The following is a 21,948-nucleotide window of genomic DNA, read 5'->3' as shown; positions in this document are numbered from 1 at the left end:
TTACTTTCCCATGCGGGTCTGATTGTGGCCGTTCTAGCGGCCGGACCTGATTATTGTTGTTTTTAACATGCCATTAACTTTCAATGGGTTGCGGTGGAAAACAGCCAATTGAGCAGTTTGACAACCAGTATAGCCAGCAGACAGAAACCCTCGCTTTTGATAGCGTGATGGCGCGCATCCCGGCGCACAATTTGTCTGCTCCATTTGCAAGAAGTGTGAATGGGTTGGCATTTCACCAAAAAGGAGTGGGCGCCCCCGTGGTCGCCCCATAACAAGAGGGAAGTTATGAGTTCCATTGCCAGGAATTATCTCAACCAGCTCAATGCCGATTACCTGCAGGTGCACAGACGCAAGGAGGACCTGTTCTGGTCCACCTACATGGGCACCAGCGACGATCAGGCAGGCTTCACCGCTGCCGAACAGGCCTACAAGGCGTTCTGTGCCGATCCTGCCCGCCTGCCGGTGCTGCGGGAGATGCAGGCCCAGGCCGAAGAGGCGGATCTCAGGCGCGGCCTGGGGGGCTGGATCGCCTTCTTCGAGTGCAACGTCATCGAAGATCCCGGTGCCTCCGCCCTGATGGACGAGCTGGTGGCCGCCGAGGCGGATCTCTTCGCCCGTCGCAAGGGGTTGAAGCTCACCTTGCTGGATGAGCAGGGCCGCCAGGTCCCCGGCAGCCTGCCCGCCGCCAGCACGGCGCTGGCCGCCAGCAGCGACGAGGCGGTGCGCCAGAGCGCGCTCGCCATGTTCCACACCCTGGAGCAGTGGGTGGTCGACAACGGCTATCTGGCCATCGTCGCGCTGCGCAACCGCTTCGCCCGTGCCATGGGTTATCGCGACTACTTCGATTACAAGGTGCACAAGAACGAGCAGATGAGCCCGGAGCAGCTGTTTGCCATTCTCGACGACTTCATCGCCCGTACCGATGCCCGCTTGCACCAGAGTCTGGCGGAGCTGAAAGCGGCCAAGGGGGAAGCAGCCCTGCTGCCCCACAACCTGCGCTACAGCGTGAGTGGTGACGTGACCCGCCAGCTCGACCCTTACGTGCCCTTCTCCCGGGCGCTGAAGGATTGGGTCGAGAGCTTCCGCCGGCTCGGCATTCAGTACCGCGGCGCCACCCTCACCCTGGATCTGCTGACCCGGGAGGGAAAATACGAGAACGGCTTCTGTCACGGCCCGGTGCCGAGCTTCTGGCAGGAAGGGGAGTGGGTACCGGCGGTGGTCAATTTCACCAGCCTGGCCAATCCGGCCCAGGTGGGCAGCGGCTGGAGCGGGCTCAACACCCTGTTCCACGAGGGAGGCCACGCGGCGCACTTTGCCAACGTCACCGGCAACGCCCCCTGCTTCTCCCAGGAGTTTCCGCCCACCTCCATGGCCTATGCCGAGACCCAGTCTATGTTCTGCGACAGCCTGCTGGACGACGCGGACTGGCTCAAGCGCTACGCCAGAAACGCGGCGGGAGAACCCATCCCCGATGCGCTTATCCAGGCCATGATTGAAGCGCGCCAGCCATTTCGCGCCTTCAACGAGCGCCAGATCGCGCTGGTGGCCTACTTCGAGCGGGATCTCTACGCCATGGCAGATGGCGAGCGCACCCCGGCAGCCGTGCTGGCACTGGCCCGCCGCTGGGAGCGCCAGATCCTGGGGGTGGAGAGCCCGCGCCCGCTGCTGGCCATCCCGCATCTTCTGAACCAGGAGTCGGCCTGTGCCTATCACGGCTATCTGCTGGCGCTGATGGCGGTGGAGCAGACCCGCGCCTACTTCCTGAAACGCGACGGCTACCTCACCGACAACCCGCGCATCGGGCCGGATCTGGCCGCCCACTACTGGGGACCGGGCAACGGCATGACCCATGACGAGACGCTGCAGAGCCTCACCGGCGAGGGGTTCAGTGCGGTGCCGCTGGCAGAGGCGTGCAACCGGAGTGCCGCCGAGGCGTGGCAACAGGCACAGACGTGCATGGCGGCGGCGCGGCAGCGCCCACCGGCAGGGGAGGGTGCGCCCCTCGACGCCCATATCCGGGTGGTACACGGGGCCGAGCTAATCGCCGACAACAGCGAGTCCGAGGCGCGCATGCTGGCAGACTTCGAGGCCTGGATCCGGCGCCTTGAGGCCGCCGAACCAGTGACCCTGACCTGAGCCCGGTATCGCACCGTCAAAAGAGCCCCATAAGGGGCTTTTTTTTTGTGGGTTGAGATGGGCTGACCCCATGGTGCCAGCCGGGGATTGGCGGGTGGACAGGCTCAAGTGTCCCTGGCGGCGCTGCCCGCTGGTTTTTCTTCCTGCGCCATCTTCCTGGCCTTGACGATCAGCGCTGAGGCGCCCGGTTGCGGGCAAGAGGCGACGCCCTGCCCTTGGCAGGGTGTCTGCATGGCGGGTTGACGGCCATTTCCCCCTGCTGGCCACAGATATGTTTCTCCCGATATATTGAGTATTCACGGCGATCCCATATCATGGCGCTCGCTCGCCACCAGAGGGTGGCGGCATTCAGATGATTTGCTAACAAGAGAGCCCAGAAGGCTCGCAGAGGGATGGATAGTGAGAGCCGTATTGCTGTGTTTGCTGGGGCTGTGGCCCGCGTTGAGTTTTGCCACTCTGTCCGCCGATATGGTGGTGGTGAAGAAGTCGAGTTACAGCCTGACCCTGATGAAGGATGGCAAGGAAGTGAAGCGCTACTGGATTGCCCTGGGCCCGGCTCCCAAGGGACACAAGCAGCGTGAAGGGGATCAGCGTACCCCGGAAGGTCGCTATACCCTGGACTACAAGAAGAGCAACTCCGGTTTCTACAAGGCCATTCACATCAACTACCCGAATCTGGACGACATCAAGCGCGCCAACGAGCTGGGTGTGAACCCGGGCGGCATGATCATGATCCACGGCCAGCGCAACAGCCTGGGGGATCGCAGGGTGCAGCCGTCCAACTGGACCAATGGCTGCATCGCGGTGCTGAACCACGAGATGGACGAGATCTGGAACGCCATCGAGCCCGGCACTCCCATCATCATCGAGCCCTGATCCTGTCTGCCAACGCCCGCTCTCATGCGGGCGTTGCATTTGTCGCAGACCATGACGTGACACTGCCTCCTGCGCCGTGTTAGTTTTTCCGGTTCGCATTGGCTGTGACAAGGATGATCCCATGATGTCGGAAACCCGCCTCCCTGTGCCCGAGCGCACGGGGGCGCTCTGGTGGCGTGCCACCCTGGATATGCTCCCGCTCTCCATTTCCGTCATCCCCTGGGGAATACTGTGTGGCGCCCTGGCGCTTCAGGCGGGTATGAGCCCGCTCCAGGCACAGCTGATGTCGCTGCTGGTCTATGCGGGGGCGGCCCAGCTCTCGGCCACCACCTTGTTCGGGGCGGGGACGCCGCTGCTGCCCATCATGGGCTCCACCATGGTGATCACCTCCCAGCATCTGCTCTATGGCTTTACCTTCCGGCGCGACGTGCTGCCCCTCTCCCTGCGCTGGCGGGCCAGCCTCGCCTTCTTCCTGACCGACGAGATGTTTGCGGTGGCGCTGAAAGACAGGGAGCGCAGCGGCGCCTTCAATCCCGCCTATGCGCTCATCGCGGGCTTTGTCTTCTATCTGTTCTGGAACATGGCGACCCTGCTCGGCATCGCCGCCGGCCAGTACATTGACGGGCTGGACAAGATGGGGCTCGACTTTGCCATTGCCGCCACCTTTATCGCCATGACGCTCCCCGCCATGAAGAACCTGCCCATGGTGGCGGCCACTCTGGTGAGCGGCGGGACGGCGCTCGTCACCAAGCCGCTGCTGGCGGAGATCCATATCATCGTCTCGGCCCTGGCCGGCATGGTGGTGGGCTATGTGCTGCACCGGATGAGGAGGTGATCATGGGCTGGCTGATGATAGGGCTGCTGGCCCTGATCACTTTCTTCAACCGTTTTGCCTTCTTCTCGCGGTTGACCCGCTATCAGCCGGGGGCCGAGATGGGGGCTTTCCTCAGCTTCTCGGCCCAGTCGGTGCTGACCGCCATCTGGCTGCCCATCGTCTTCAGCTATGAGCCCGGCCACGGGCTGGACTGGGATCCGGACTACCTGGCCGCCACCCTGCTGGTGACGGTGCTGACCCTGCTGCGCCTGCCTACCCTGGTGGTGGTGGTGGTCGGCATGGGGGGCTTCTTCCTGCTGCGCTGGCTGGGGGGAGTGGCTCTGTTCTGGCCCTGGTGAAGGGCGTGCCGTGATCCGGCATGGCGGATGTCTTGATGGGATATCCGCCCTGTTGGGAATGTCACTTCAAAAAAGGCCTCTCAAGTGTGAGGATTTTGGTTCCACCCGCCGAGGAGCGAGCCATGTCCTTCACCGAAACCTGCCAGCGCATCGTGCGCGACCCCCTGCTGTCACCGGCCCAGAAGAGCCACGCCCTGGCGCTCGCCGCCGAAAACGCGTTGCCTTACCCCGAGTTGCCTGCCGCCGTGCAGGATGCCATGGCACAAGGGGTGCTGTGCGACATGTTCGAGGGACACGCTCCCCACAAACCGCGCTATGTGCTGCCGGATTACGAGCGGTTTCTGCGCCTGGGCTCGGCCTGGCTGGAGCTGGCGCCCCCCCTGGACTTCGACGAGGCCCTCGATGCCCTGCGCATCCTCTACCACCACGTGCCCTCCGTCACCGGCATGCCGGTCTGGCTGGGGCGCCTCGATCAGCTGCTGCTCCCCTTTGTCGGCGAGCTGGATGACGAGACTCTCTACCGCAAGCTGAAAGGGTTCTGGATCTATCTGGACCGGGTGCTGCCGGACGCCTTTATGCACGTCAACATTGGTCCCGACGACAACCGGATCTGCCGCCTGATCCTGCGCATCGACAACGAGCTCAAGCAGGTGGCCCCCAACCTCACCTTCTTCCACGATCCGGAGCAGACTCCCGACGATCTGCTGCTGCTGCTGGCGGTGAAGAATATCGCCGAGTGCAGCAAGCCGCATATCGCCAACTACCCGGTCCATCGCGATACCTTCGACCAGCGTGGTTTTGGCATCGTCAGCTGCTACAACGCCCTGCCGCAGGCCGGTGGCGCCAACACCCTGGTGCGGATCTCCCTCAAGCGAGTCGCCGAGCAGGCACAGGGGATCGATGATTTCCTCGGCTGTCTGCTGCCCCACTACTGCCGTCTCACGTCCCAGCTGATTGCGGTGCGCGCCGCCTTCCTGCACGAGGAGTCCGGTTTCTTCGACAGCTTCCTGGTCAAGGAGGGGCTGCTGGATGAGGATCGCTTCGTCCCCATGTTCGGCATCTACGGCATGGCGGAAGCGGTCAACATCTTGATGGATAAAGAGAATCTGCCGGGCCGCTACGGTCACGACGAAGAGGCAAATCAGCTTGGCTATCGCATCTCGGCCCAGCTTTCGGAATATGTCACTACGACGCCGCAGGCCCATGCCTGGGGTGGGCACGCTCTGCTGCACTCACAGGGCGGCCTCAGCATCGATGTGGCGGTGACCCCGGGGGTGCGGATTCCCTACGGGCAGGAGCCGGATCCGGCCAGCCATGTGCTGGCGCTGGCGCCGCACCACGGCTACTACCACTCGGGGATCAGCGAGATCCTGACCCTGGATCCCACCATCCGCCAGAATCCGCAGGCGCTGCTGCAGCTCTGCAAGGGGGCGCTCGCCATCGGCATGCGCGAGTTCACCGCCAACGTGGCCGACAGCGATCTGGTTCGGGTGACCGGCTACATGATCCGCAAGAGCGACGTGGGCCGCTTCGCAGAGGAGGGCTCGCGGTTGCAGACCACCTGTCTTGGTGCCGAGGCGAGTGACGTGACCGCTATTCGCCAGCGGGCACCGCGAGTGGTGGCCAATGAGTCGACCATCAGCCAGTACTGAGCCGAGTCCGATGGATGAAGCTCTGCTGACGCGCAGCGCCCTGGTGAGCAGGGTGCTGCCTTTTTCCTGCGTAGACGGCCCCGGCAACCGGCTGGTGCTGTTTTTGCAGGGCTGCAACTTCCGCTGCCCCGGCTGCCACAACCCCCACACCATGGGGTTGTGCGATCACTGCGGTGACTGCGTGCCCGGTTGCCCGGGCAGAGCCCTGGCGATGCAGGAGGGGCGGGTGAGCTGGCAAGCCGAGCTTTGTGCCCACTGCGACCGTTGCCTCGATGTCTGCCCTCGCCACGCCAGCCCCAAGACGCGCCAGATGTCGGTGGCCGAGGTGCTGGCCCTGCTGCGCCGCTATGGCCCGCTGCTCACCGGCGTCACCGTCTCCGGCGGGGAGGCGACCACCCAGTTGCCGTTCGTGATCGCCCTGTTCACGGCCATCAAGGCTGCGCCGGATCTGGCCCGTCTCACCTGCCTGCTCGACAGCAACGGATCCCTGGGGGAAACGGGTTGGCAGCGGCTGATGCCGGTGCTGGACGGCGCCATGATAGACCTCAAGGGGTGGCGCGAGCCTGTGCATCTGGCCCTGACCGGGCGGGGCCGCGAGCGTGTGCTGGCATCGCTGCAACTGCTGGCGCAGGCGGGCAAGTTGGCGGAGGTGCGGCTGCTGCTGGTGCCGGGGCGGAGCGATTTTCTCGATGCCACCGGCGCGCTGGAGGAGGCGTTGACGGCCTTCTTGCTGTCGCTGGGGCCCGTGCCCATCCGCCTCAACGGCTTTCGCCACCACGGGGTGAGAGGGGAGGCGCTGTCATGGCCAGAAGCCGGGTCGGCTGACCTGACAGTGCTGGCCAACGCATTGAAGGCCAAGGGTTTTGGGTCGGTGATGCTGCCTGCGATCTGAGCTCTGCGGCACGTCGGGATGCTGAGACCCGATATGACGCAACTGTGAACTCTGTCTATAGGGGCTGTCCGAGGGGACGGCTAGAATGGGCAAACCGTCCATCACCAACAGATACCCATGAGTGAATCCAACGCCCTTTATCGAGTGCAGTTCATTTGTCACAGCGAGCGTTACGAAGTCTATGTAAGAGAGGTGAATCAGGGCCAGCTGTTCGGCTTCATCGAGATCGCCCACTTCGTGTGGGACAACCACACGGCGCTCATCGTCGACCCCAGCCACGAGAAGCTGAAGAGCGAATTTGCCGACGTCACCCGCACCCTTATTCCCATGCACCACGTGCTGCGGGTCGATCAGGTGCGCAAGCAGGGGGCCGCCCGCATCACCGAACTGGGCAACAACGTCACCTCTTTCCCAGGCCCCATCTATACCAAGAAGCCCTGATTCCTGCGGCCAGGCATCATTTTGGGGCGTCCAGCTCCCGGGCCAGTTGCAGGATGCGCTGACGGAACCAGCGCAGGGCGGGATCTTCCCCCAGGGGGCCATACCACACCAGGCTGTGGGTCACGGCGCCGTAATCGAAGGGAACGGGGCGGCTCACCAGCCCCTGGGTACAAGCCCGGGTAGCCCAGCCCTTCACGGCCGTGAGAATGAGATCGCTCTGGCGCAGCAGGGCGGCGGCGCTGCCAAAATCCGGCAGGGTGGCCCCCAGTCTGCGCCGTACCTGGCGCTGGGCCAGACTCTGCTCGAAGAAGGGATCGGCCAGCTCCTGATCGCGAATGGCGATGTGGCGCCAGCTCAGGTAGGCATCGAGATCCCAGGGGCGCGTCAACGCCGGATGATCCGCGCGCATCAGGCAGACCAGCTCGTCCTCCCGCAAGGTTTCCCAGACGAGGCCGGGCTGATTGACCCCGGGCTGGCTCTGATCGTGGGGCAGGATCACGAAGTCGAGCTTGCCCGCCGCCAGAGCAGCCAGTCCCTGCTCGTCCTTGTTACGCACGACGGGCATCAGCCCCGGCACCTCCTGCATCAACTGACCCAGTACGGCCCCCATGGGCCAGATCATGCTGCTCTCCCGCATCGCCAGGTTCAGCTCCCCCTGCCAGTTGGCAGGGGCAAATCCTTCCTGGCTGGTTAGGCCGTTGAGCTCCCCCAGCAGGCGGCGCAGAGTCGGGCCGAGGCGCTCGGCAAACGGGGTCAGCAGCAACTGGTTGCCCTGGCGGTAGAGCAGTTGATCCCCCAGCAGTTCGCGCAACTGGTTGAGGGTCTTGCTGACGGTGGAGGGGGTGGTGCAGAGGCGCTCGGCGCTGCGGGTGACACTGCGGGTGTCGAGCAGCAGATGCAGGGTCACCAGGTGGCGACCGCCGAGGCGGGAGAGGGCAATGAGATCCATCACGGTTCCACGGGCAAGGGGACAAATGAAAAGCCCCGCCTGAGCGGGGCTTGCGGGCTTAGCCCTTGAGCACGGCGGCCATGGCGTCGGCCACGTAGTCGACGTTGCGGCTGTTGAGGCCCGCCACGCACATGCGACCGGAGCGCACCAGGTAGACGGCGAACTCTTCCCGAAGGCGGTCCACCTGCTCCGGCGTGAAGCCGGTGTAGCTGAACATGCCGCGCTGGTTGATGAAGTAACTGAAGTCGCGGCCCGGCACCTTGGCACTCAGCACCTCGAACAGCTTCTGGCGCATGGCCTTGATGCGGGTGCGCATCTCGGTCACCTCACCGACCCACATGGCGTGCAGTTCGGGCTGGCTCATCACGGCCGCGGTGATCTGACCGCCGTGGGTGGGGGGGCTGGAGTAGTTGCGGCGCACGGTGGCCTTCATCTGGCCGAGCACCCGGCTCGCCTCTTCGGCATCCTGGCAGATGACCGACAGGCCGCCGCAGCGCTCGCCGTAGAAGGAGAGGTTCTTGGAGAAAGAGTTGCTGACAAAGAAGCTGACACCGGCGGCCACCATGGCGCGGATGGCATAGGCATCCTCTTCCAGCCCGTCACCGAAGCCCTGATAGGCGATGTCCATGAAGGGGATCAGGTTCTTCTCGACCACCAGGGCGATCACCTGGTCCCACTGGGCACGGGAGAGATCCACCCCGGTCGGGTTGTGGCAGCAGGGGTGCAGCAGCACGATGCTTTTCGCCGGCAGGCTGCTCAGGCAGTCGATCATGGAGTCGAACAGCACGCCGCCGGTGGCCGCATCGTAATAGGGGTAGTCGTGCACCTTGATGCCGGCCCCCTCGAACATCGCCTTGTGGTTGTCCCAGGTGGGATTGCTGACCCACACCTCGGAGGTCGGGAAGTAGCGCTTGAGCAGATCGGCACCGATCTTCAGGGCGCCGGAGCCGCCGATGGTCTGGATGGTGGCGATGCGACCCGCCTTGACCGCTTCGTGGTCGGCGCCAAACAGCAGGTGCTGCACCGCGGTGCGGTAGTTGGCGGCGCCTTCCATCGGCTGGTAGGGGCGCGGGGCCGGGGCGGCGGCGCGCTGCGCTTCGGCCTGTTGCACCGACGGCAGCAGCGGAATGCGGCCCTGCTCGTCGTAATAGAGGCCAATCCCCAGGTTCACCTTCTGTTCGCGGGTATCTTTGTGGAAGGTTTCGACTAGCGTCAGTATGGGGTCGCCAGCATAGGCATCGACGTGTTCAAACATGGGGGGTCCTTGAAGTTGACTGTCCAATTCGGCCGGCCATCAGCCGGGCCGATATGATGGCGCAATCCAGAGGTGGCCTCAAGTTGTTCGAGATGGCGACAGGGCTGACAAAGTCTGTCGCAGTGGTGAATGCGGGGCCCTTGCCAGGATCCTGCATCCCGTCTGCACGTTCCCCCCATTTTGTCAGAGAAGGCTGCCTTATCGGCATCGTTTGGATAATATATGGATGCATACGGCCCCTCTCATTCCCCTCCCACCCATCCGGGGGAGCCAGGTTCGGCGCCGCCTGAGACAAAAGAAATAGTTGCATAATAGTCAGGCTATTCTTTTGACAACCATTGCAGTGTGCCCGGCCCCTTCGGGGGGTCCACGATAACAGGTGACTCATCGCCGATGACCCGACATGTTTCTGATGCCGATTCCCCCTGGCTGGACTGGCACGGCCTGGGTGGCTGGAATGTCTATTTTCTTGCCAAGTTCGCCCTGCTCTGGGGGGGATATCTCAACTTCCACCCCCTGATCAACCTGGTGTTTGCCGCCTTCCTGATCTTTCCTCTGCCAAGGGCCGGGTGGCGCCGTGCGCGGCACTGGCTGGCGTTGCCGGCGGGGGCGGGGATCTTCTATCACGATACTTGGTTGCCGGGGATAGAGAGCATTCGTGCCCAAGGCAGCCAGGTCTTCTCCTTCACCCTGGATTACTGGGCTGAGCTACTCGGGCGTTTCATCAATTGGGAGATGGTCGGCGCGGGGTTCGTGCTGCTGACGCTCTATCTGTTCATCGCCCAGTGGTTGCGCTTCACCCCCTGGATCCTGCTGGCGCTGCTCTGGCTCTGGGTCTCTCCCCAGGTGAGCAATCCCTTCGCGAGCAGCAAGGGGGCGAGCGAGCACGTCGTGAACACGTCCCGGGAGGAAACCCGCCCCTCAGTGCTGCCCATGGAGGAGCAGCTTGACCAGAGTGCCCCGCCGACCAACGAGAACCTCAACGCCTATCTCGATGACTTCTATCGGGAGGAGCAGGAGAGGCTGGTGCACTTCCCGGAGAGCCTGCCAGCCCAGGCGACCCCCTTCGATGTGCTCATCATCAATGTCTGCTCCCTGGCCTGGCGTGACGTGGAGGCGAGCGGCCTGACCGGGCACCCGGTCTGGTCCCACTTCGACATTCGCTTCAACCGCTTCAACTCCGCCACCTCCTACAGCGGCCCGAGCTCCATTCGCCTGCTGCGGGCCAGTTGCGGGCAGACCAGCCACCAGGGGCTCTATGTGACGGCGCCGAAGCAATGCCTGCTGTTTGAGAACCTGGCCCAGCTCGGCTTTGCCAAACAGGTGGCCATGGAGCACTCGGGGGATTTTGGCAACTACCTGACCGGCCTGCAGCAGTATGCCGGGCTGGATGTGACCCCCATGGACAAGAAGGGGTTGGCCCATGACCTCGCCTCCTTCGATGGCGAGCCCATCTATCGCGGGGATGCCCTGTTCGGCCGCTGGCTGAACGAGCGGACACAGAGTCAGGCGGCACGCAACGTCACCTTCTTCAACCTCATCGCCCTGCACGATGGCAACCGCTATGTGGCGAGCCGCCAGATAGCGCCCTACAAGGCGAGGCTCAAGACCCTGCTGGATCAGCTGGACGACTTCATGACGACGCTGGAGCAATCCGGCCGCAAGGTGGCCGTGGTGATGGTGCCTGAGCACGGCGCCGCTCTCACCGGCGACAAGATGCAGATGGCCGGGCTGCGGGACATTCCCAGTCCGAGCATCACCCAGGTGCCGGTGGGGGTTGCCCTGCTTGGTACCAAGGCGCCCCACGAAGCGACCCGCAACGTGGACACCCCCAGCAGCTTCCTGGCGGTATCAGAACTGGTCTCCAGGCTGGTGGGGAAGGATGTGTTCGGGAGCGAGACCATCGATTGGGATGCCTTGCTGGGCGACCTGCCGCAGACCCCGTCGGTGTCCGAGAACCAGGGCTCGGTGGTGATCGAATATCAGGGCAAGTACCACATCAAGCTGGGGCAGGGGGACTGGGTCCCCTATCCCCAATGAAACCGGAAGTGACGATGCGCAGCGAACGGCAATCAGACATGCAGACCCCCTTCGGCGTCCCGGTGGAGGGGTCGGTGATCAATGACGTGGCCATGGTCCAGCAGGCCTTTGGTGTCAGCCTCTCCTACCAGGATATTGCCGCCAGGGAGCGGCTCGCCGCCTTGTGCGCACGCTTCCCCCTGCTGGCGGAGGTGGCCGTGAAAGGGCCCGAGGGGACTGGCGAGGGGAGGTCTGCATGAAGGTGATCGCCCTGCAGGGGATCCGGGGAGGTGTGGGGACCACCGCCATCGTGGCGGGGCTTGCCCAGGCTGCTCATGAGCAGGGGGCAAGGGTGCTGGCGGTGGATCTCTGCCCGGACAACCAGCTTGGCATCCACCTTGGCCTGCCCCATGACGATCCGGGAGGCTGGAGCCGGCTGACCCAGCCGGCGCGGGAGTGGCGAGGTGCGCTTCACCGCCGGGAGGAGGGACTGGATCTGCTCTCCCATGGCGGGGGGGAGGGGGCGTCGGCCGAGTGGCTGGCGGTGATCGATGGCTATGATCTGGTGCTGCTGGATCTGCCCCGGGGCATGGCCCCCGTCATCCCCTGCAGGCGCTTGCTGGTGGTCAATGCGGATGCCAACTGCCATGTGCGGCTTCACCGCCACCTCTGGGCGGCCGATGAGCGTCTGCTGGTGACCCAGTTCTCCAGCCAGCGGGCCCTGCAGCAGGGGTTGCTGGATCTCTGGCTGGCAGGGGGGCTCCCTCTGCTCAATCTTCATCTGCACAGGGACGAAGCCATGGCGGAGGCCATGGCCGCCAAGCTGCCGGTCGGCCGCTATGCCCCCACCAGTCTGGTTGCCCACGAGCTGGCCGCCCTGGCGACCTGGTGTCTGGCAGAGGGGGAGGCCCCCCGATGAGAGTGCGGCTGCTGACGCCGGCTGCGGGCCTCTGGTGCTCGCAGCGCTATCGCACACTGCGTGAGCGGGGGGCTTCCCGCCCGGGGGCGGCCGCATTGACCCTGGGCTGGCTGCTGGCCTGGGCTCTCTTCCCCCTCGAGCGTCATGGCTGGCAATGGGTGCTGGGCCATGCCCGGGGGCTCTATCCCCAGTTGACGCACCCCCGGGTGGGGGATCCCCTGCGCGTTCTGTTGCAGAGCCTCTGGATGATAGTGCGTCGCCCACAGCCCATCCCTCTGCGCTGGCCTGCCTCCTGGCAACGGCTCTGGCACCGGGGCACTCAGACTCTCGGTGCCTTCCTGGCCCGTCAGGAGGAGAAAGGGCTGGCCGCCGCCAGGGCCACGCCCCGCGAGGCGCGCTGGAAGAGCGTGCTGCTCTGCGTGGTGGCCGGGAGCCTCTCCCTGCTCTGCGTCACCCAGCCGTTCACCCTGCAGGCGCAACTGGTGTTCGTCCTCTTGCTGGCGGCCATGGCCTTCATCCTGCGCGCCGTGCCGGGCCGTTATCCCATGCTGATGATGATGGTGCTCTCCCTCACCATCTCCTGCCGCTACATCTGGTGGCGCTACACCTCGACCCTCGACTGGTTCGACCCCGTCAGCCTGGCCTGCGGCCTGCTGCTGCTGGCCGCCGAGACCTATGCCTGGCTGGTGCTGCTGCTCGGCTACTGGCAGACCGCATGGCCCCTGCACCGCCCTCCGGCACAACTGCCGACGGATCCGGCCCAGTGGCCCAGCGTGGATCTGATGATCCCCACCTACAACGAGGATCTCGCCATCGTGAAGGGGACTGTCTACGCCGCCATGGGGCTTGACTGGCCCGCCGACAAGCTGACCATCTGGCTGCTTGACGACGGGGGGCGGGCAGCGTTTCGCGACTTCGCCGAGGAGGCCGGGATCCGCTATGTGGCCCGGTCGACCCATGAGCACGCCAAGGCGGGCAACATCAATCACGCCCTCAAGATGGCCACCGGGGATCTGGTCGCCATCTTCGACTGTGACCACCTGCCGACCCGCTCTTTCCTGCAGATGACGGTGGGCTGGTTCTACCGGGATCCCCGTCTGGGCGTAGTCCAGACCCCCCACCACTTCTTCTCCGCCGATCCGTTCGAACACAACCTGCAACGGTTTCGCAAGATGCCGAACGAGGGGGCTCTCTTCTACGGCCTGGTGCAGGATGGCAACGACATGTGGGACGCCAGCTTCTTCTGCGGCTCTTGCGCCGTCATCAAGCGCACCGCCCTTGACGAGATCGGCGGCATCGCGGTGGAGACGGTCACCGAGGATGCCCACACCTCCCTGCGGCTGCACCGCCTCGGCTACACCTCGGCCTATATCCGGATCCCGCTGGCGGCGGGACTGGCCACCGAAAGCCTCTCTGCCCACATCGGTCAGCGCATCCGGTGGGCGCGCGGCATGGTGCAGATCCTGCGTCTGGACAACCCCCTCTTCGGCAAGGGGCTCAAGCTGGGGCAGCGGCTGTGCTACTTCAATGCCATGCTGCATTTCCTCTCGGGCATACCGAGGCTCATCTTCCTGACGGCACCGCTCGCCTTCCTGATCCTGCACGCCTACATCATCTATGCCCCGGCGGCGGCCATCGCCCTCTACATGTTGCCGCACATCTTCCACAGCGCCCTGACCAACTCCCGGTTGCAGGGCAAGGTGCGCCACTCCTTCTGGGGCGAGGTCTATGAGACGGTGCTGGCCTGGTACATCGCCAGGCCGACCACTGTGGCGCTCTTTGCACCCCACAAGGGGACGTTCAACGTGACTGCCAAGGGGGGGATGACGGAGGAGGTGTTCCTCGATCTGTCGGTCTCCCGCCCCTATCTGCTGCTGATCCTGCTCAATCTGTGCGGGCTGGGGTTCGGCCTCTGGCGCATCGGCACCGGCCCTGCCGACGAGGTGCCGACCCTGATCCTCAGCATGATCTGGACCCTCTACAACATGACCATACTGGGCGGCGCCCTGGCGGTGGCCTTCGAGTCGCGGCAGGTCCGTGCCAACCCCAGGGTGGAGATGGTGATGCCGGCGGCCATCAGGCTGGCGAACGGTCACCTCTACCCCTGTACCGTCAGGGATTACTCCAACGGGGGGGTCGGGGTGCTGCTCGAGGCGCCCCTGCCCCTGGCCGACAAGGAGAGGGTCTGGTTGCTGCTGCGCCATGACCAGCGGGAGCAGGCGTTCGCCGCCAAGGTGCAGCGGGTGTTCGGCTGCAAGCTGGGACTGGAGCTGGAACCCATGGCGCAGGCGCAGCATGTCGAGTTCATCCAGTGCACCTTCGCCCGGGCCGATACCTGGTCCCTGTGGCAGCAGCGTCTGGGCAAGGATCGCCCCCTCCACAGCCTGATCGACATTACCCTGCTCGGCTGGGGGGCTTACTGGCGTCTGGCCCGTACCTCACCCTTCGGCTTTGTTTGTATCCTCCTCGAGAAGCTGGCTCGCTGGCTCCTCTCCTTCGTTCCCCGTCGCGTCTCCCCAGATTTCCGGGCCGGGACTCCGACCTCACAGACAGTGAAAGGATGATGAAACCACAACGCTACCTTATTCCTCTCCTGCTGATGGCGCAGGGTGCGACCGCCGCCGAGGCCGTCGGCCCCCTGCCGCCCGTTCCCGCTCCGGTGCGCACCCAGGGGATGAGCTTCGAACAGATGGCGTCATCGCCAGGCACCCTGTCCCTGCGCGGCAATGCGCCAGACGGACTGGCCGACTTCACCGTGCGGCGGGACGAGGTGGTGACCCGGGCCACCCTGGACCTGAACTTCACGCCATCGCCCTCCCTGCTGCCGCTCATCTCCCAGGTCAAGGTCTATCTCAATGACGAGCTGATGGGGGTGACGGCCCTCAACCAGGATCAGATGGGGACGATGACCCATGCCAGCATCGAGCTGGATCCCCGCTATGCCAAGGATTTCAACCGCCTCAAGGTGAGTTTCGTCGGCCACTATCAGAAAGTGTGCGAGAACCCGGCGAGCGATACCCTCTGGCTCAACGTCAACCGGGACAGCAAGCTGACCCTGCAGTTGCAGACCCTGCCGGTGCGCAACGAACTCTCCTTCTTCCCCATGCCGTTCCTCGACGTGCGGGACAATGGCAAGCTGACTCTGCCCATGGTGTTCACGGGCTCAGTGCCCCCGGAGCAGCAGCAGGCGGCGGCGGTGCTGGCCTCCTGGTTCGGCACCAAGGCCCAGTGGCGAGGCCAGCATTTCCCGGTGCTCATCAACCAGTTGCCGGATCGCAACGCCGTGATCTTTGCCACCAATGACGCGCGCCCCGATTTCCTGGTGGACTATCCCGAGGTGAAGGGACCCACCATCGACATGATCAGCTCCCCCGACAATCCCTATGTGAAGCTGCTGCTGATCCTGGGGCGGGATCAGCAGGATCTGCTGACGGCGGTGCAGGGGCTGGCGCGAGGCGATGTCATGCTGCGTGGCCAGAGCGTCATGGTGGACGAGGTGAAGCCGCTCTCGCCGCGTCAACCCTACGATGCCCCGAACTGGGTGCGACTGGATCGCAAGATGCGCTTTGACGAGCTCACGGAGTACCCGGGCCAGTTGCAGGCAACGGGGCGCACGCTGTGGCCCATGAGCCTGACGCTGCGCCTGCCGCCGGATCTCTATCTGCTGGGGGAGAACGGCATCAGGACGGAGCTGAAGTATCACCACACCTCGCCCACCCTGCGCGACGGTTCCCGGCTGGATGTGGGGGTCAACGGCCAGCTCATGAAGTCGTTCACGCTCGAGCCCGGCGAGGTCAAGAGTGAGCGGTTGCTGACCCTGCCGCTCTGGTTTGCCGACGACGGCGACACCATGGCGCTGCGCATGCCCGGGCTCAAGACCACCCAGGCCAACAGCCTGAGCTTCTCGTTCGAGTATGCCCAGCAATACATGGGAGGAACGGAGGATGGCCGTTGCGACCTGGTGATGCCGCCTGCCCATCAGGTGCGCATCGACGAGGGCTCCACCATCGACTTCACCGGCTATCGCCACTTCATCGAGATGCCCGACCTCAAGGCGTTCGCCTATGCCGGCTTCCCGTTCAGCCGGATGGCGGATCTCGCCGACACCCAGATTGTCATGCCGGCCAGACCCCATCCCGAGCAGATCACCACCTTGCTCGATGCCGTCGGTGCCATCGGGGCCGAGACCGGGTATCCGGCGCTCTCCCTGCAGGTTCTGGACGACTGGGAGCGGGCGCGCACCGCGGATCGGGATACCCTGCTCATCGGCACCCTGCCGGAGGAGTTTCGAGGGGAGCTGGCTCCCGACGCCCTGCTGCAATCCACGCGCAGCTGGGTCAACGAGCCAACCCGCCAGCACAAGGGGGATCTGCTGCACACCATGGCCGATCGCCAGCCCCAGGCCCGGGTGGGCATGACGGGCAACAGGGCCATCGCCGTCATCCTGGGGCTGCAATCGCCGACCCATGATCAGCGCAGCCTGGTGGCCTTGCTGGCGGATGGACCGGCGGGGGTCACATTGCTCAATGATGCCCTGCAGACCCGGACCCTGCGCGATCAGGTGGCAGGCTCGGTGGCCATCATCCGGGAATCCGGGGTGAAGAGCCTGGTGGTGGGGGATCGCTACGAGGTGGGTTACCTGCCGTGGTGGGAGCGTCTCTGGCAACTGTTTGCCCGTTATCCGGTGCGTCTTGCCGGGCTGACCCTGCTCTGCATGCTGGTACTGGGCTGGGGCCTGCGGGTGCTGCTTGCCAGTGCCAGCCGCCGCCGTCTGAAGGAAGATTAAGAGATGACTCAGATGAAAAATGTCTGTGGTGCCCTGCTCCTCTGGGCCCTTTGTTCCCTCCCGGCGCAGGCCGTCTGCCACTGGCCGGAGTGGGATCACTTTCGCCAGCACTACATCAGCGAAGAGGGCAGGGTCATCGATCCTGCCGACGGGCGCCGCATCACCACCTCGGAAGGCCAGAGCTATGCCCTCTTCTTCGCCCTGGTCAACGATGACAGGGAGACCTTTGCCCGCCTGCTCGACTGGACGGAGCGGCAGCTCGCCCGCGGGGATCTGACCGGCTTCCTGCCATCCTGGCTCTGGGGCAGGCAGCAGGACGGCAACTGGGGCGTGCTGGACGCGAACAGCGCGTCCGATTCGGATCTCTGGATAGCCTACAGCCTGCTGGAGGCAGGTCGCCTGTGGGACAACCACAGCTACTCTGCCCTCGGCACCCTGTTGCTGCGCCGCATCGCCCGGGAAGAGGTCGCCACGCTGCCGGGTCTCGGCCCCGTGTTGCTGCCCGGGGCGAAAGGCTATGAAGGGGAGGGACGCTGGACCCTCAATCCCAGCTATCTGCCTCCACAACTGCTGGCCAGATTCGCCTCCTTCCAGGGGCCCTGGGGCGAGATGCGGGCCCTCTTGCCCAAATTGTTGCAGGAGAGTGCGCCCCGAGGCTTTGCGCCGGACTGGGTGGACTGGCAGGCCGACAAGGGATGGCAGGTGACGGCGGACAAGGGCGACACCGGTGGCTATGACGCCATCCGCGTCTATCTCTGGCTCGGCATGCTGAGCGAGGAGGATCCCGCCAGGGCTTCCCTGGTGGCCCATTTTGCCCCCATGCTGGCGCAGCTGACCGAATCGGGTCATCTTCCCGAGCGGGTCTCCAGCCAAAGTGGACAGGTTCAGGGCAAGGGGCCGAGCGGCTTTGCCGCCGCCCTCCTGCCCCTGTCACGGGGCTTGCCGGCGCAGGTCACCTTGCGCAAGCAGGTCTCCGATCACGGGCTGGATGCGGATGCCTACTACGGCAGCGTGCTGACCCTGTTCGGCGCAGGCTGGGATCAGGGGCGTTATCGCTTTGCCGCCGACGGTACCCTGCAGCCGGATTGGAGCGAGTCATGTCAGGCAGAGTGACCCTGGGGTGCCTGCTCGCCTGCCTGATGAGCGGAGCCCTGGCGCAAGGGACGGTACAGCCGGTGGCCTGGCTGCTGGAGCAGGTCAGGATTGGCGAGGCCCGTGGGCGGGAAGATCTCGTCAGCAACAGCCTCTATTCTCTCTCCCTGGTGGAGCCCGATCATCCGGAGCTGCTGGCAGCCCAGGCCCGTCAGGCCCTGCGCCAGGGCAAGGTCAAGGAGGCTGGGGCACTGCTGGCCCGCCTTGGCAAGCAAGACCCCGACTCTGCGCTCTATCGTCAGGGCATGGCCAACCTGGCCCTGAACGAACCGGCCAGGCGCCAGCAACTGCAACAAGCCAGGCTGCTGACCAGCGCCGGCAGGCTGGAGGAGGCCGAGCGTCTCTATCGCTCCCTGTTCTCCGGTGATTTGCCCCCCAATCTCGACGTGGCGGTGGATTATGCCCTGTTGCAGACACGGATCCCGGCCATGAAGGCAAAGGGGCTGGCGGCCCTGGAGGCACTCAACCGGCAATATCCGGGTGAGCCCAGAGTGCGGGGCGGGCTGGCTCGCCTCTATCTGGCGGAGGGTCGGCGCCAGGGGGCGCAGAACCTGTTGCGCGAGATGGCACGAGATCCCTATCAGCGGGACGAGGCCGCCGAGATCTGGCTCGCGGACATCGAATCCCTGCCCATCGGTCCCGGGAGCATCGCTGCCTTGCAGGAGTACATGGTGCTCTTTGGCGAAGGGGATACCACCAAGGCGGAACAGCTGCTCGCGGCCCAGGAGGAGAAGTGGGCCTCGCCCGCCTATCGCGCACGCCAGTCGGCGCTCGCAAGCACAGCGGGAGGTGGTGCCTCCATCTCCCGCTTGCAGCGTGCCCTGGCTGCCAACCCGGGGGATCCTGAACTCATGGGCGCTCTCGGGCAGGCCTACTCCCGCAACGATCAGCGAGCGCTGGCCATCGCCCAGTTTGAACGGGTGCTGGCACACCCCGAGGTGACCGACAAGGACAAATGGCGCAACCTGCTGGCCACCAACCGCTACTGGCTGCTGGTGAGCCAGGGGCGCAGCGCCCTGGAACGGGAGCAGTGGGATGAGGCGGCGACCCTGTATCGCCGTGCCATCGCCCAGGATGGGCGTGAACCCGAAGCCTGGCTGGGGCTCGGAGACAGCGAGCGTGGCCGTCATCGCGATGCCGACGCGGAGTCCGCCTACCGCAAGGCGCTCGCCATGGGGAGCGCGCGGGAGCGGGCACTGGCCCGCCTGTTCGATCTCTACAAGGAGCAGGATCCGGCACGTGCCCTGGCCCTGCTGGAGCAGCAGGGCACCCCCGGGATGCAGGCCGAAGGGCGGCGGCTCAAGGCCGGGCTGTTGCAGGAGGAGGCCGATCAGCTCGATCGGACCGGCAAGCTGGCGGCGGCGCTGCGCCTTCGCGAGCAGGCACTTGCGCTGACCCCGGAAGAGGTGTGGCTGGCCTATCGAGTGGCCGATACCCGGGCCCGCCTCGGGGAGGCTGGCAGCGGGGAGCTGCTCTTGCGGGAACGGCTGGCGGCGCACCCGCAGGATGCCACCCTGCGCTACGCCACCGCCCTCTATCTCTCGGGGCAGGACAAGATGGTGGAGGCGAGAGGGGTGCTGGCCGCCATCCCTAGGTCCGGCTGGACACAGGACATGGATGCGCTGGATCAGCGCCTCGCCCGTGACGAGGTGCTCGCCAGGGCGAGGGCGCGTCACGAGGCCGGGGATGATGAGGGGGCCGAACGCCTGCTTCAGCCGTTGCAGCCGGATGAAGAGGTAAGCCTGATGCTGGCGGAGTGGGCCACGGATCGGGGGGCCTATGCACTGGCGGAGCAGCGCTATCAGGAGGTACTTGCCCGCACGCCGCAACAGCCCGAGGCCAGGCTTGGCATGGCCGAACTGGCCCAGGCCAGGGGCGATCTGGCAAAGGCCCGTCACTGGCTGCCCGCCTGGCCGGTCAGCCCGCTGCCCCCTGAGGGGGCCAACTACTACCGCCGGGTAGCCAATCTCTATCAGGCGCTGGGAGAGGGCGAGACAGCCCGCGCCATCTTCACCGACTACGAACCCCTGGTGGCGCTGCAACCGGCCTCCCAGCAGGCGGCACTGTTCTGGCGCGATGCCGCCCGCCAGCGCGTTGCCGAGCATGATGTGGAGGAGGCCCTGGTGCGGGATCGCAAGGGGCTGGTGGCCGCAGGTCTGGCCCCCCGCGAGGATCTGGAGGGGGGCGAGCTGACCCGGCTGGCCCGCAGTCAGGATGGGGAGGGGTGGCTGACATCCGGCCTGCGCAGCGATCTCGACAGGCATTACCGGCAGAGCCAGACCACCTTCTCCCTCGACAGCGATTACTGGGGCTCCAGCGGTACCGGGGGCTACTCGGATTTGCGGGCGCTGACCCAGATGGCGCAACTGGATACGCCGCTGGCCGGTGGTACCGCCTTCGGCCGCCTTGAACTGGTCGACATGGATGCCGGAGATCTGCCGGACTCCCCTTACCGGGCGCAGTTCGGTACCTGTGCGGCCAGGGACTGCCGCGGGGACGCGCACCAGCAGAGCCGGGGGACCACCCTGGCGGCAGGCTGGCAGCGGGGGGCCTGGGCGTTCGATCTGGGGACCACGCCCCTCGGTTTCGAGGTGGTGGACTGGGTCGGGGGCGCCACCTTGACCGGTGACTGGCACACGCTGGGGTGGGGGATGACCCTCTCGCGTCGGCCCGTCAGCAGCTCGCTGCTCTCCTATGGGGGAACGGTGGATCCGGGCACGGGCATCAGCTGGGGCGGGGTGCGGGCGAACGGGGTCCGCCTCGATCTCAGCCGGGATCTGGGAGGGGCCGTCGGGTTCTGGGGCAGCGCCCAGCAGCACCTGCTGACCGGCAAGAACGTGCCCGACAACTGGCGCACCCGGCTCATGGGAGGGGGCTATTACAAGTTCGTCAACGAGACCCATCGCCGTGCCAGCGTGGGGATCAGCACCATGCTGTGGCACTACCAGCAGGATCTGGGGGGCTATACCCTGGGGCAGGGGGGGTATTACAGCCCGCAGGGGTACTTCTCGCTCTCGGTGCCGGTCAGCTACCGGCAGCGTACCCCGGACTGGTCATGGGAGCTGGGGGGATCGGGATCCTGGTCCTACGCCCGAACCGACGACAGCCGTCGCTACCCGCTGGAAGGCCTGCTGCCCGCCGGTTTGCCAGACAGAAATGCGCCTGTGAAAGGAGGCAGTAGCAGTGGATTCGGCTACACCCTGAATGGTGTGGTGGAACACAGGCTGACGGAACACTGGCGCATCGGTGGCCGGGTGGACATCCAGCAGGCGGATGACTATGCCCCCAGCCATGTCACCCTGTTCCTGCGCTACACCTTCAAGCCCTGGCAAGGGGATCTCGACATGCCGCCAAGGCCTCTCACCCCCTACGCGGACTTCGACTGACAGGGGCGCCCGTCATCACCGGGCGCCCTTATTTCAGATAGGAACGCAGTACCCTCACCACCTGATCCAGATCCTCCAGCCGCTCGGCATGGGTCGCCTCCTCGGCGCCAAGATGCTCGCGCATGTGTCCCTCCAGCACCTCCAGCATCAGGCCGTTGACGGCGCCGCGGATGGCGGCGATCTGCTGCAGGATGGCGGCGCAGTCTGTTTCCTGTTCCAGGGCGCTCTCCAGGGCGCCGGTCTGTCCCTTGATGCGCCTGACCCGTGCCAGCAGCTTCTTCTTGTCGTGAACCGTGTGTGACATCCAGGATC

Annotated in this window: 17 protein-coding genes; 14 read left to right on the top strand and 3 right to left on the bottom strand. The window is 65.3% G+C overall.

Annotated elements, in window-relative coordinates:
- Positions 1-285: 285 nt before the first annotated feature.
- The 7 genes from AB5Y53_RS03975 (at position 286) to AB5Y53_RS03945 (ending at position 7,170) form a co-directional block, all read left to right on the top strand.
- A complete protein-coding gene (locus AB5Y53_RS03975) occupies positions 286-2,136 on the top strand; it encodes a M3 family metallopeptidase (protein WP_368181166.1) in 1,851 nt (616 codons plus the stop codon).
- Positions 2,137-2,535: 399 nt separating this feature from the next.
- Entirely contained in the window at positions 2,536-3,012 is a 477-nt protein-coding gene (locus tag AB5Y53_RS03970) for a murein L,D-transpeptidase family protein (protein ID WP_029313677.1), read from the top strand.
- A 121-nt stretch (positions 3,013-3,133) separates the two neighbouring features.
- Entirely contained in the window at positions 3,134-3,847 is a 714-nt protein-coding gene (locus AB5Y53_RS03965; RefSeq protein ID WP_161469990.1) for an AzlC family ABC transporter permease, read from the top strand.
- A gap of 2 nt (positions 3,848-3,849) precedes the next feature.
- A complete protein-coding gene (locus tag AB5Y53_RS03960; protein ID WP_010672834.1) occupies positions 3,850-4,185 on the top strand; it encodes an AzlD domain-containing protein in 336 nt (111 codons plus the stop codon).
- A 122-nt stretch (positions 4,186-4,307) separates the two neighbouring features.
- A complete protein-coding gene (locus tag AB5Y53_RS03955) occupies positions 4,308-5,837 on the top strand; it encodes a YjjI family glycine radical enzyme (RefSeq protein WP_368181165.1) in 1,530 nt (509 codons plus the stop codon).
- 10 nt (positions 5,838-5,847) lie between these two features.
- Positions 5,848-6,729, top strand: a complete 882-nt coding sequence (locus tag AB5Y53_RS03950) for a YjjW family glycine radical enzyme activase (RefSeq protein ID WP_368181164.1) — start codon at positions 5,848-5,850, stop codon at positions 6,727-6,729.
- A gap of 117 nt (positions 6,730-6,846) precedes the next feature.
- Positions 6,847-7,170: a DUF1820 family protein gene (locus AB5Y53_RS03945; RefSeq protein WP_010672837.1), complete on the top strand. Its 324-nt coding sequence runs from the start codon at positions 6,847-6,849 to the stop codon at positions 7,168-7,170.
- A 16-nt stretch (positions 7,171-7,186) separates the two neighbouring features.
- Here the strand turns inward: AB5Y53_RS03945 and AB5Y53_RS03940 are convergent, their stop codons facing one another.
- Positions 7,187-8,119, bottom strand: coding sequence for a LysR family transcriptional regulator (locus AB5Y53_RS03940; RefSeq protein WP_042880335.1), 933 nt, complete (start codon positions 8,117-8,119; stop codon positions 7,187-7,189).
- Positions 8,120-8,177: 58 nt separating this feature from the next.
- On the bottom strand, positions 8,178-9,374 hold the full coding sequence (locus AB5Y53_RS03935; RefSeq protein ID WP_368181163.1) for an aromatic amino acid transaminase: 1,197 nt from the start codon (positions 9,372-9,374) through the stop codon (positions 8,178-8,180).
- Between the two features lie 393 nt (positions 9,375-9,767).
- Here AB5Y53_RS03935 and bcsG point away from each other — a divergent pair, with 393 nt between their 5' ends.
- From bcsG to bcsC, 7 genes are read left to right on the top strand one after another with little or no spacing between them, the layout of a single operon-like run.
- Complete coding sequence (bcsG, locus tag AB5Y53_RS03930) at positions 9,768-11,414, top strand: cellulose biosynthesis protein BcsG (protein ID WP_368181162.1); 1,647 nt, start codon at positions 9,768-9,770, stop codon at positions 11,412-11,414.
- Positions 11,415-11,428: 14 nt separating this feature from the next.
- Positions 11,429-11,653: a cellulose biosynthesis protein BcsR gene (gene bcsR, locus AB5Y53_RS03925; protein ID WP_042014611.1), complete on the top strand. Its 225-nt coding sequence runs from the start codon at positions 11,429-11,431 to the stop codon at positions 11,651-11,653.
- Entirely contained in the window at positions 11,650-12,312 is a 663-nt protein-coding gene (bcsQ, locus tag AB5Y53_RS03920; protein ID WP_368181161.1) for a cellulose biosynthesis protein BcsQ, read from the top strand. The genes bcsR and bcsQ overlap by 4 nt, the downstream gene beginning before the upstream one ends.
- Positions 12,309-14,876 (top strand): UDP-forming cellulose synthase catalytic subunit, encoded by a 2,568-nt coding sequence (gene bcsA / locus AB5Y53_RS03915; protein ID WP_368181160.1) that lies wholly within the window; start codon positions 12,309-12,311, stop codon positions 14,874-14,876. Before bcsQ ends, bcsA begins: the two co-directional genes overlap by 4 nt.
- Complete coding sequence (gene bcsB, locus AB5Y53_RS03910; protein ID WP_368181159.1) at positions 14,876-17,098, top strand: cellulose biosynthesis cyclic di-GMP-binding regulatory protein BcsB; 2,223 nt, start codon at positions 14,876-14,878, stop codon at positions 17,096-17,098. The genes bcsA and bcsB overlap by 1 nt, the downstream gene beginning before the upstream one ends.
- A 3-nt stretch (positions 17,099-17,101) precedes the next feature.
- Positions 17,102-18,211 carry a cellulose synthase complex periplasmic endoglucanase BcsZ gene (bcsZ, locus tag AB5Y53_RS03905; protein WP_234936730.1) on the top strand — a complete coding sequence of 370 codons (1,110 nt, stop codon included), beginning with the start codon at positions 17,102-17,104 and terminating at the stop codon, positions 18,209-18,211.
- On the top strand, positions 18,196-21,636 hold the full coding sequence (gene bcsC / locus AB5Y53_RS03900) for a cellulose synthase complex outer membrane protein BcsC (protein WP_368181158.1): 3,441 nt from the start codon (positions 18,196-18,198) through the stop codon (positions 21,634-21,636). The genes bcsZ and bcsC overlap by 16 nt, the downstream gene beginning before the upstream one ends.
- A 28-nt stretch (positions 21,637-21,664) precedes the next feature.
- On the opposite strand, the gene AB5Y53_RS03895 is transcribed toward bcsC, so the two are convergent.
- The gene (locus AB5Y53_RS03895) at positions 21,665-21,940 is read right to left on the bottom strand and encodes a metal/formaldehyde-sensitive transcriptional repressor (RefSeq protein WP_041214512.1); all 276 of its coding nucleotides are present in this window, start codon (positions 21,938-21,940) and stop codon (positions 21,665-21,667) included.
- Positions 21,941-21,948 lie beyond the last annotated feature (8 nt).

Origin of the sequence: Aeromonas sp. R7-5 (assembly GCF_040908015.1) — a bacterium.
Taxonomy (GTDB): Bacteria; Pseudomonadota; Gammaproteobacteria; order Enterobacterales; family Aeromonadaceae; genus Aeromonas; species Aeromonas caviae.
The sequence above is the reverse complement of the archived record's forward strand: the minus strand, read 5'-3'. Positions and strand labels throughout refer to the sequence as shown.

What these genes read in the sequence shown, in the direction of transcription:
- AB5Y53_RS03975 (WP_368181166.1), top strand. Translation starts at nt 286, where the DNA reads ATGAGTTCCATTGCCAGGAATTATCTCAACCAGCTCAATGCCGATTAC.
- AB5Y53_RS03965 (WP_161469990.1), top strand. Translation starts at nt 3,134, where the DNA reads ATGATGTCGGAAACCCGCCTCCCTGTGCCCGAGCGCACGGGGGCGCTC.
- AB5Y53_RS03960 (WP_010672834.1), top strand. Translation starts at nt 3,850, where the DNA reads ATGGGCTGGCTGATGATAGGGCTGCTGGCCCTGATCACTTTCTTCAAC.
- AB5Y53_RS03955 (WP_368181165.1), top strand. Translation starts at nt 4,308, where the DNA reads ATGTCCTTCACCGAAACCTGCCAGCGCATCGTGCGCGACCCCCTGCTG.
- AB5Y53_RS03950 (WP_368181164.1), top strand. Translation starts at nt 5,848, where the DNA reads ATGGATGAAGCTCTGCTGACGCGCAGCGCCCTGGTGAGCAGGGTGCTG.
- AB5Y53_RS03945 (WP_010672837.1), top strand. Translation starts at nt 6,847, where the DNA reads ATGAGTGAATCCAACGCCCTTTATCGAGTGCAGTTCATTTGTCACAGC.
- AB5Y53_RS03940 (WP_042880335.1), bottom strand. Translation starts at nt 8,119, where the DNA reads ATGGATCTCATTGCCCTCTCCCGCCTCGGCGGTCGCCACCTGGTGACC.
- AB5Y53_RS03935 (WP_368181163.1), bottom strand. Translation starts at nt 9,374, where the DNA reads ATGTTTGAACACGTCGATGCCTATGCTGGCGACCCCATACTGACGCTA.
- bcsG (WP_368181162.1), top strand. Translation starts at nt 9,768, where the DNA reads ATGACCCGACATGTTTCTGATGCCGATTCCCCCTGGCTGGACTGGCAC.
- bcsR (WP_042014611.1), top strand. Translation starts at nt 11,429, where the DNA reads ATGCGCAGCGAACGGCAATCAGACATGCAGACCCCCTTCGGCGTCCCG.
- bcsQ (WP_368181161.1), top strand. Translation starts at nt 11,650, where the DNA reads ATGAAGGTGATCGCCCTGCAGGGGATCCGGGGAGGTGTGGGGACCACC.
- bcsA (WP_368181160.1), top strand. Translation starts at nt 12,309, where the DNA reads ATGAGAGTGCGGCTGCTGACGCCGGCTGCGGGCCTCTGGTGCTCGCAG.
- bcsB (WP_368181159.1), top strand. Translation starts at nt 14,876, where the DNA reads ATGAAACCACAACGCTACCTTATTCCTCTCCTGCTGATGGCGCAGGGT.
- bcsZ (WP_234936730.1), top strand. Translation starts at nt 17,102, where the DNA reads ATGACTCAGATGAAAAATGTCTGTGGTGCCCTGCTCCTCTGGGCCCTT.
- bcsC (WP_368181158.1), top strand. Translation starts at nt 18,196, where the DNA reads ATGTCAGGCAGAGTGACCCTGGGGTGCCTGCTCGCCTGCCTGATGAGC.
- AB5Y53_RS03895 (WP_041214512.1), bottom strand. Translation starts at nt 21,940, where the DNA reads ATGTCACACACGGTTCACGACAAGAAGAAGCTGCTGGCACGGGTCAGG.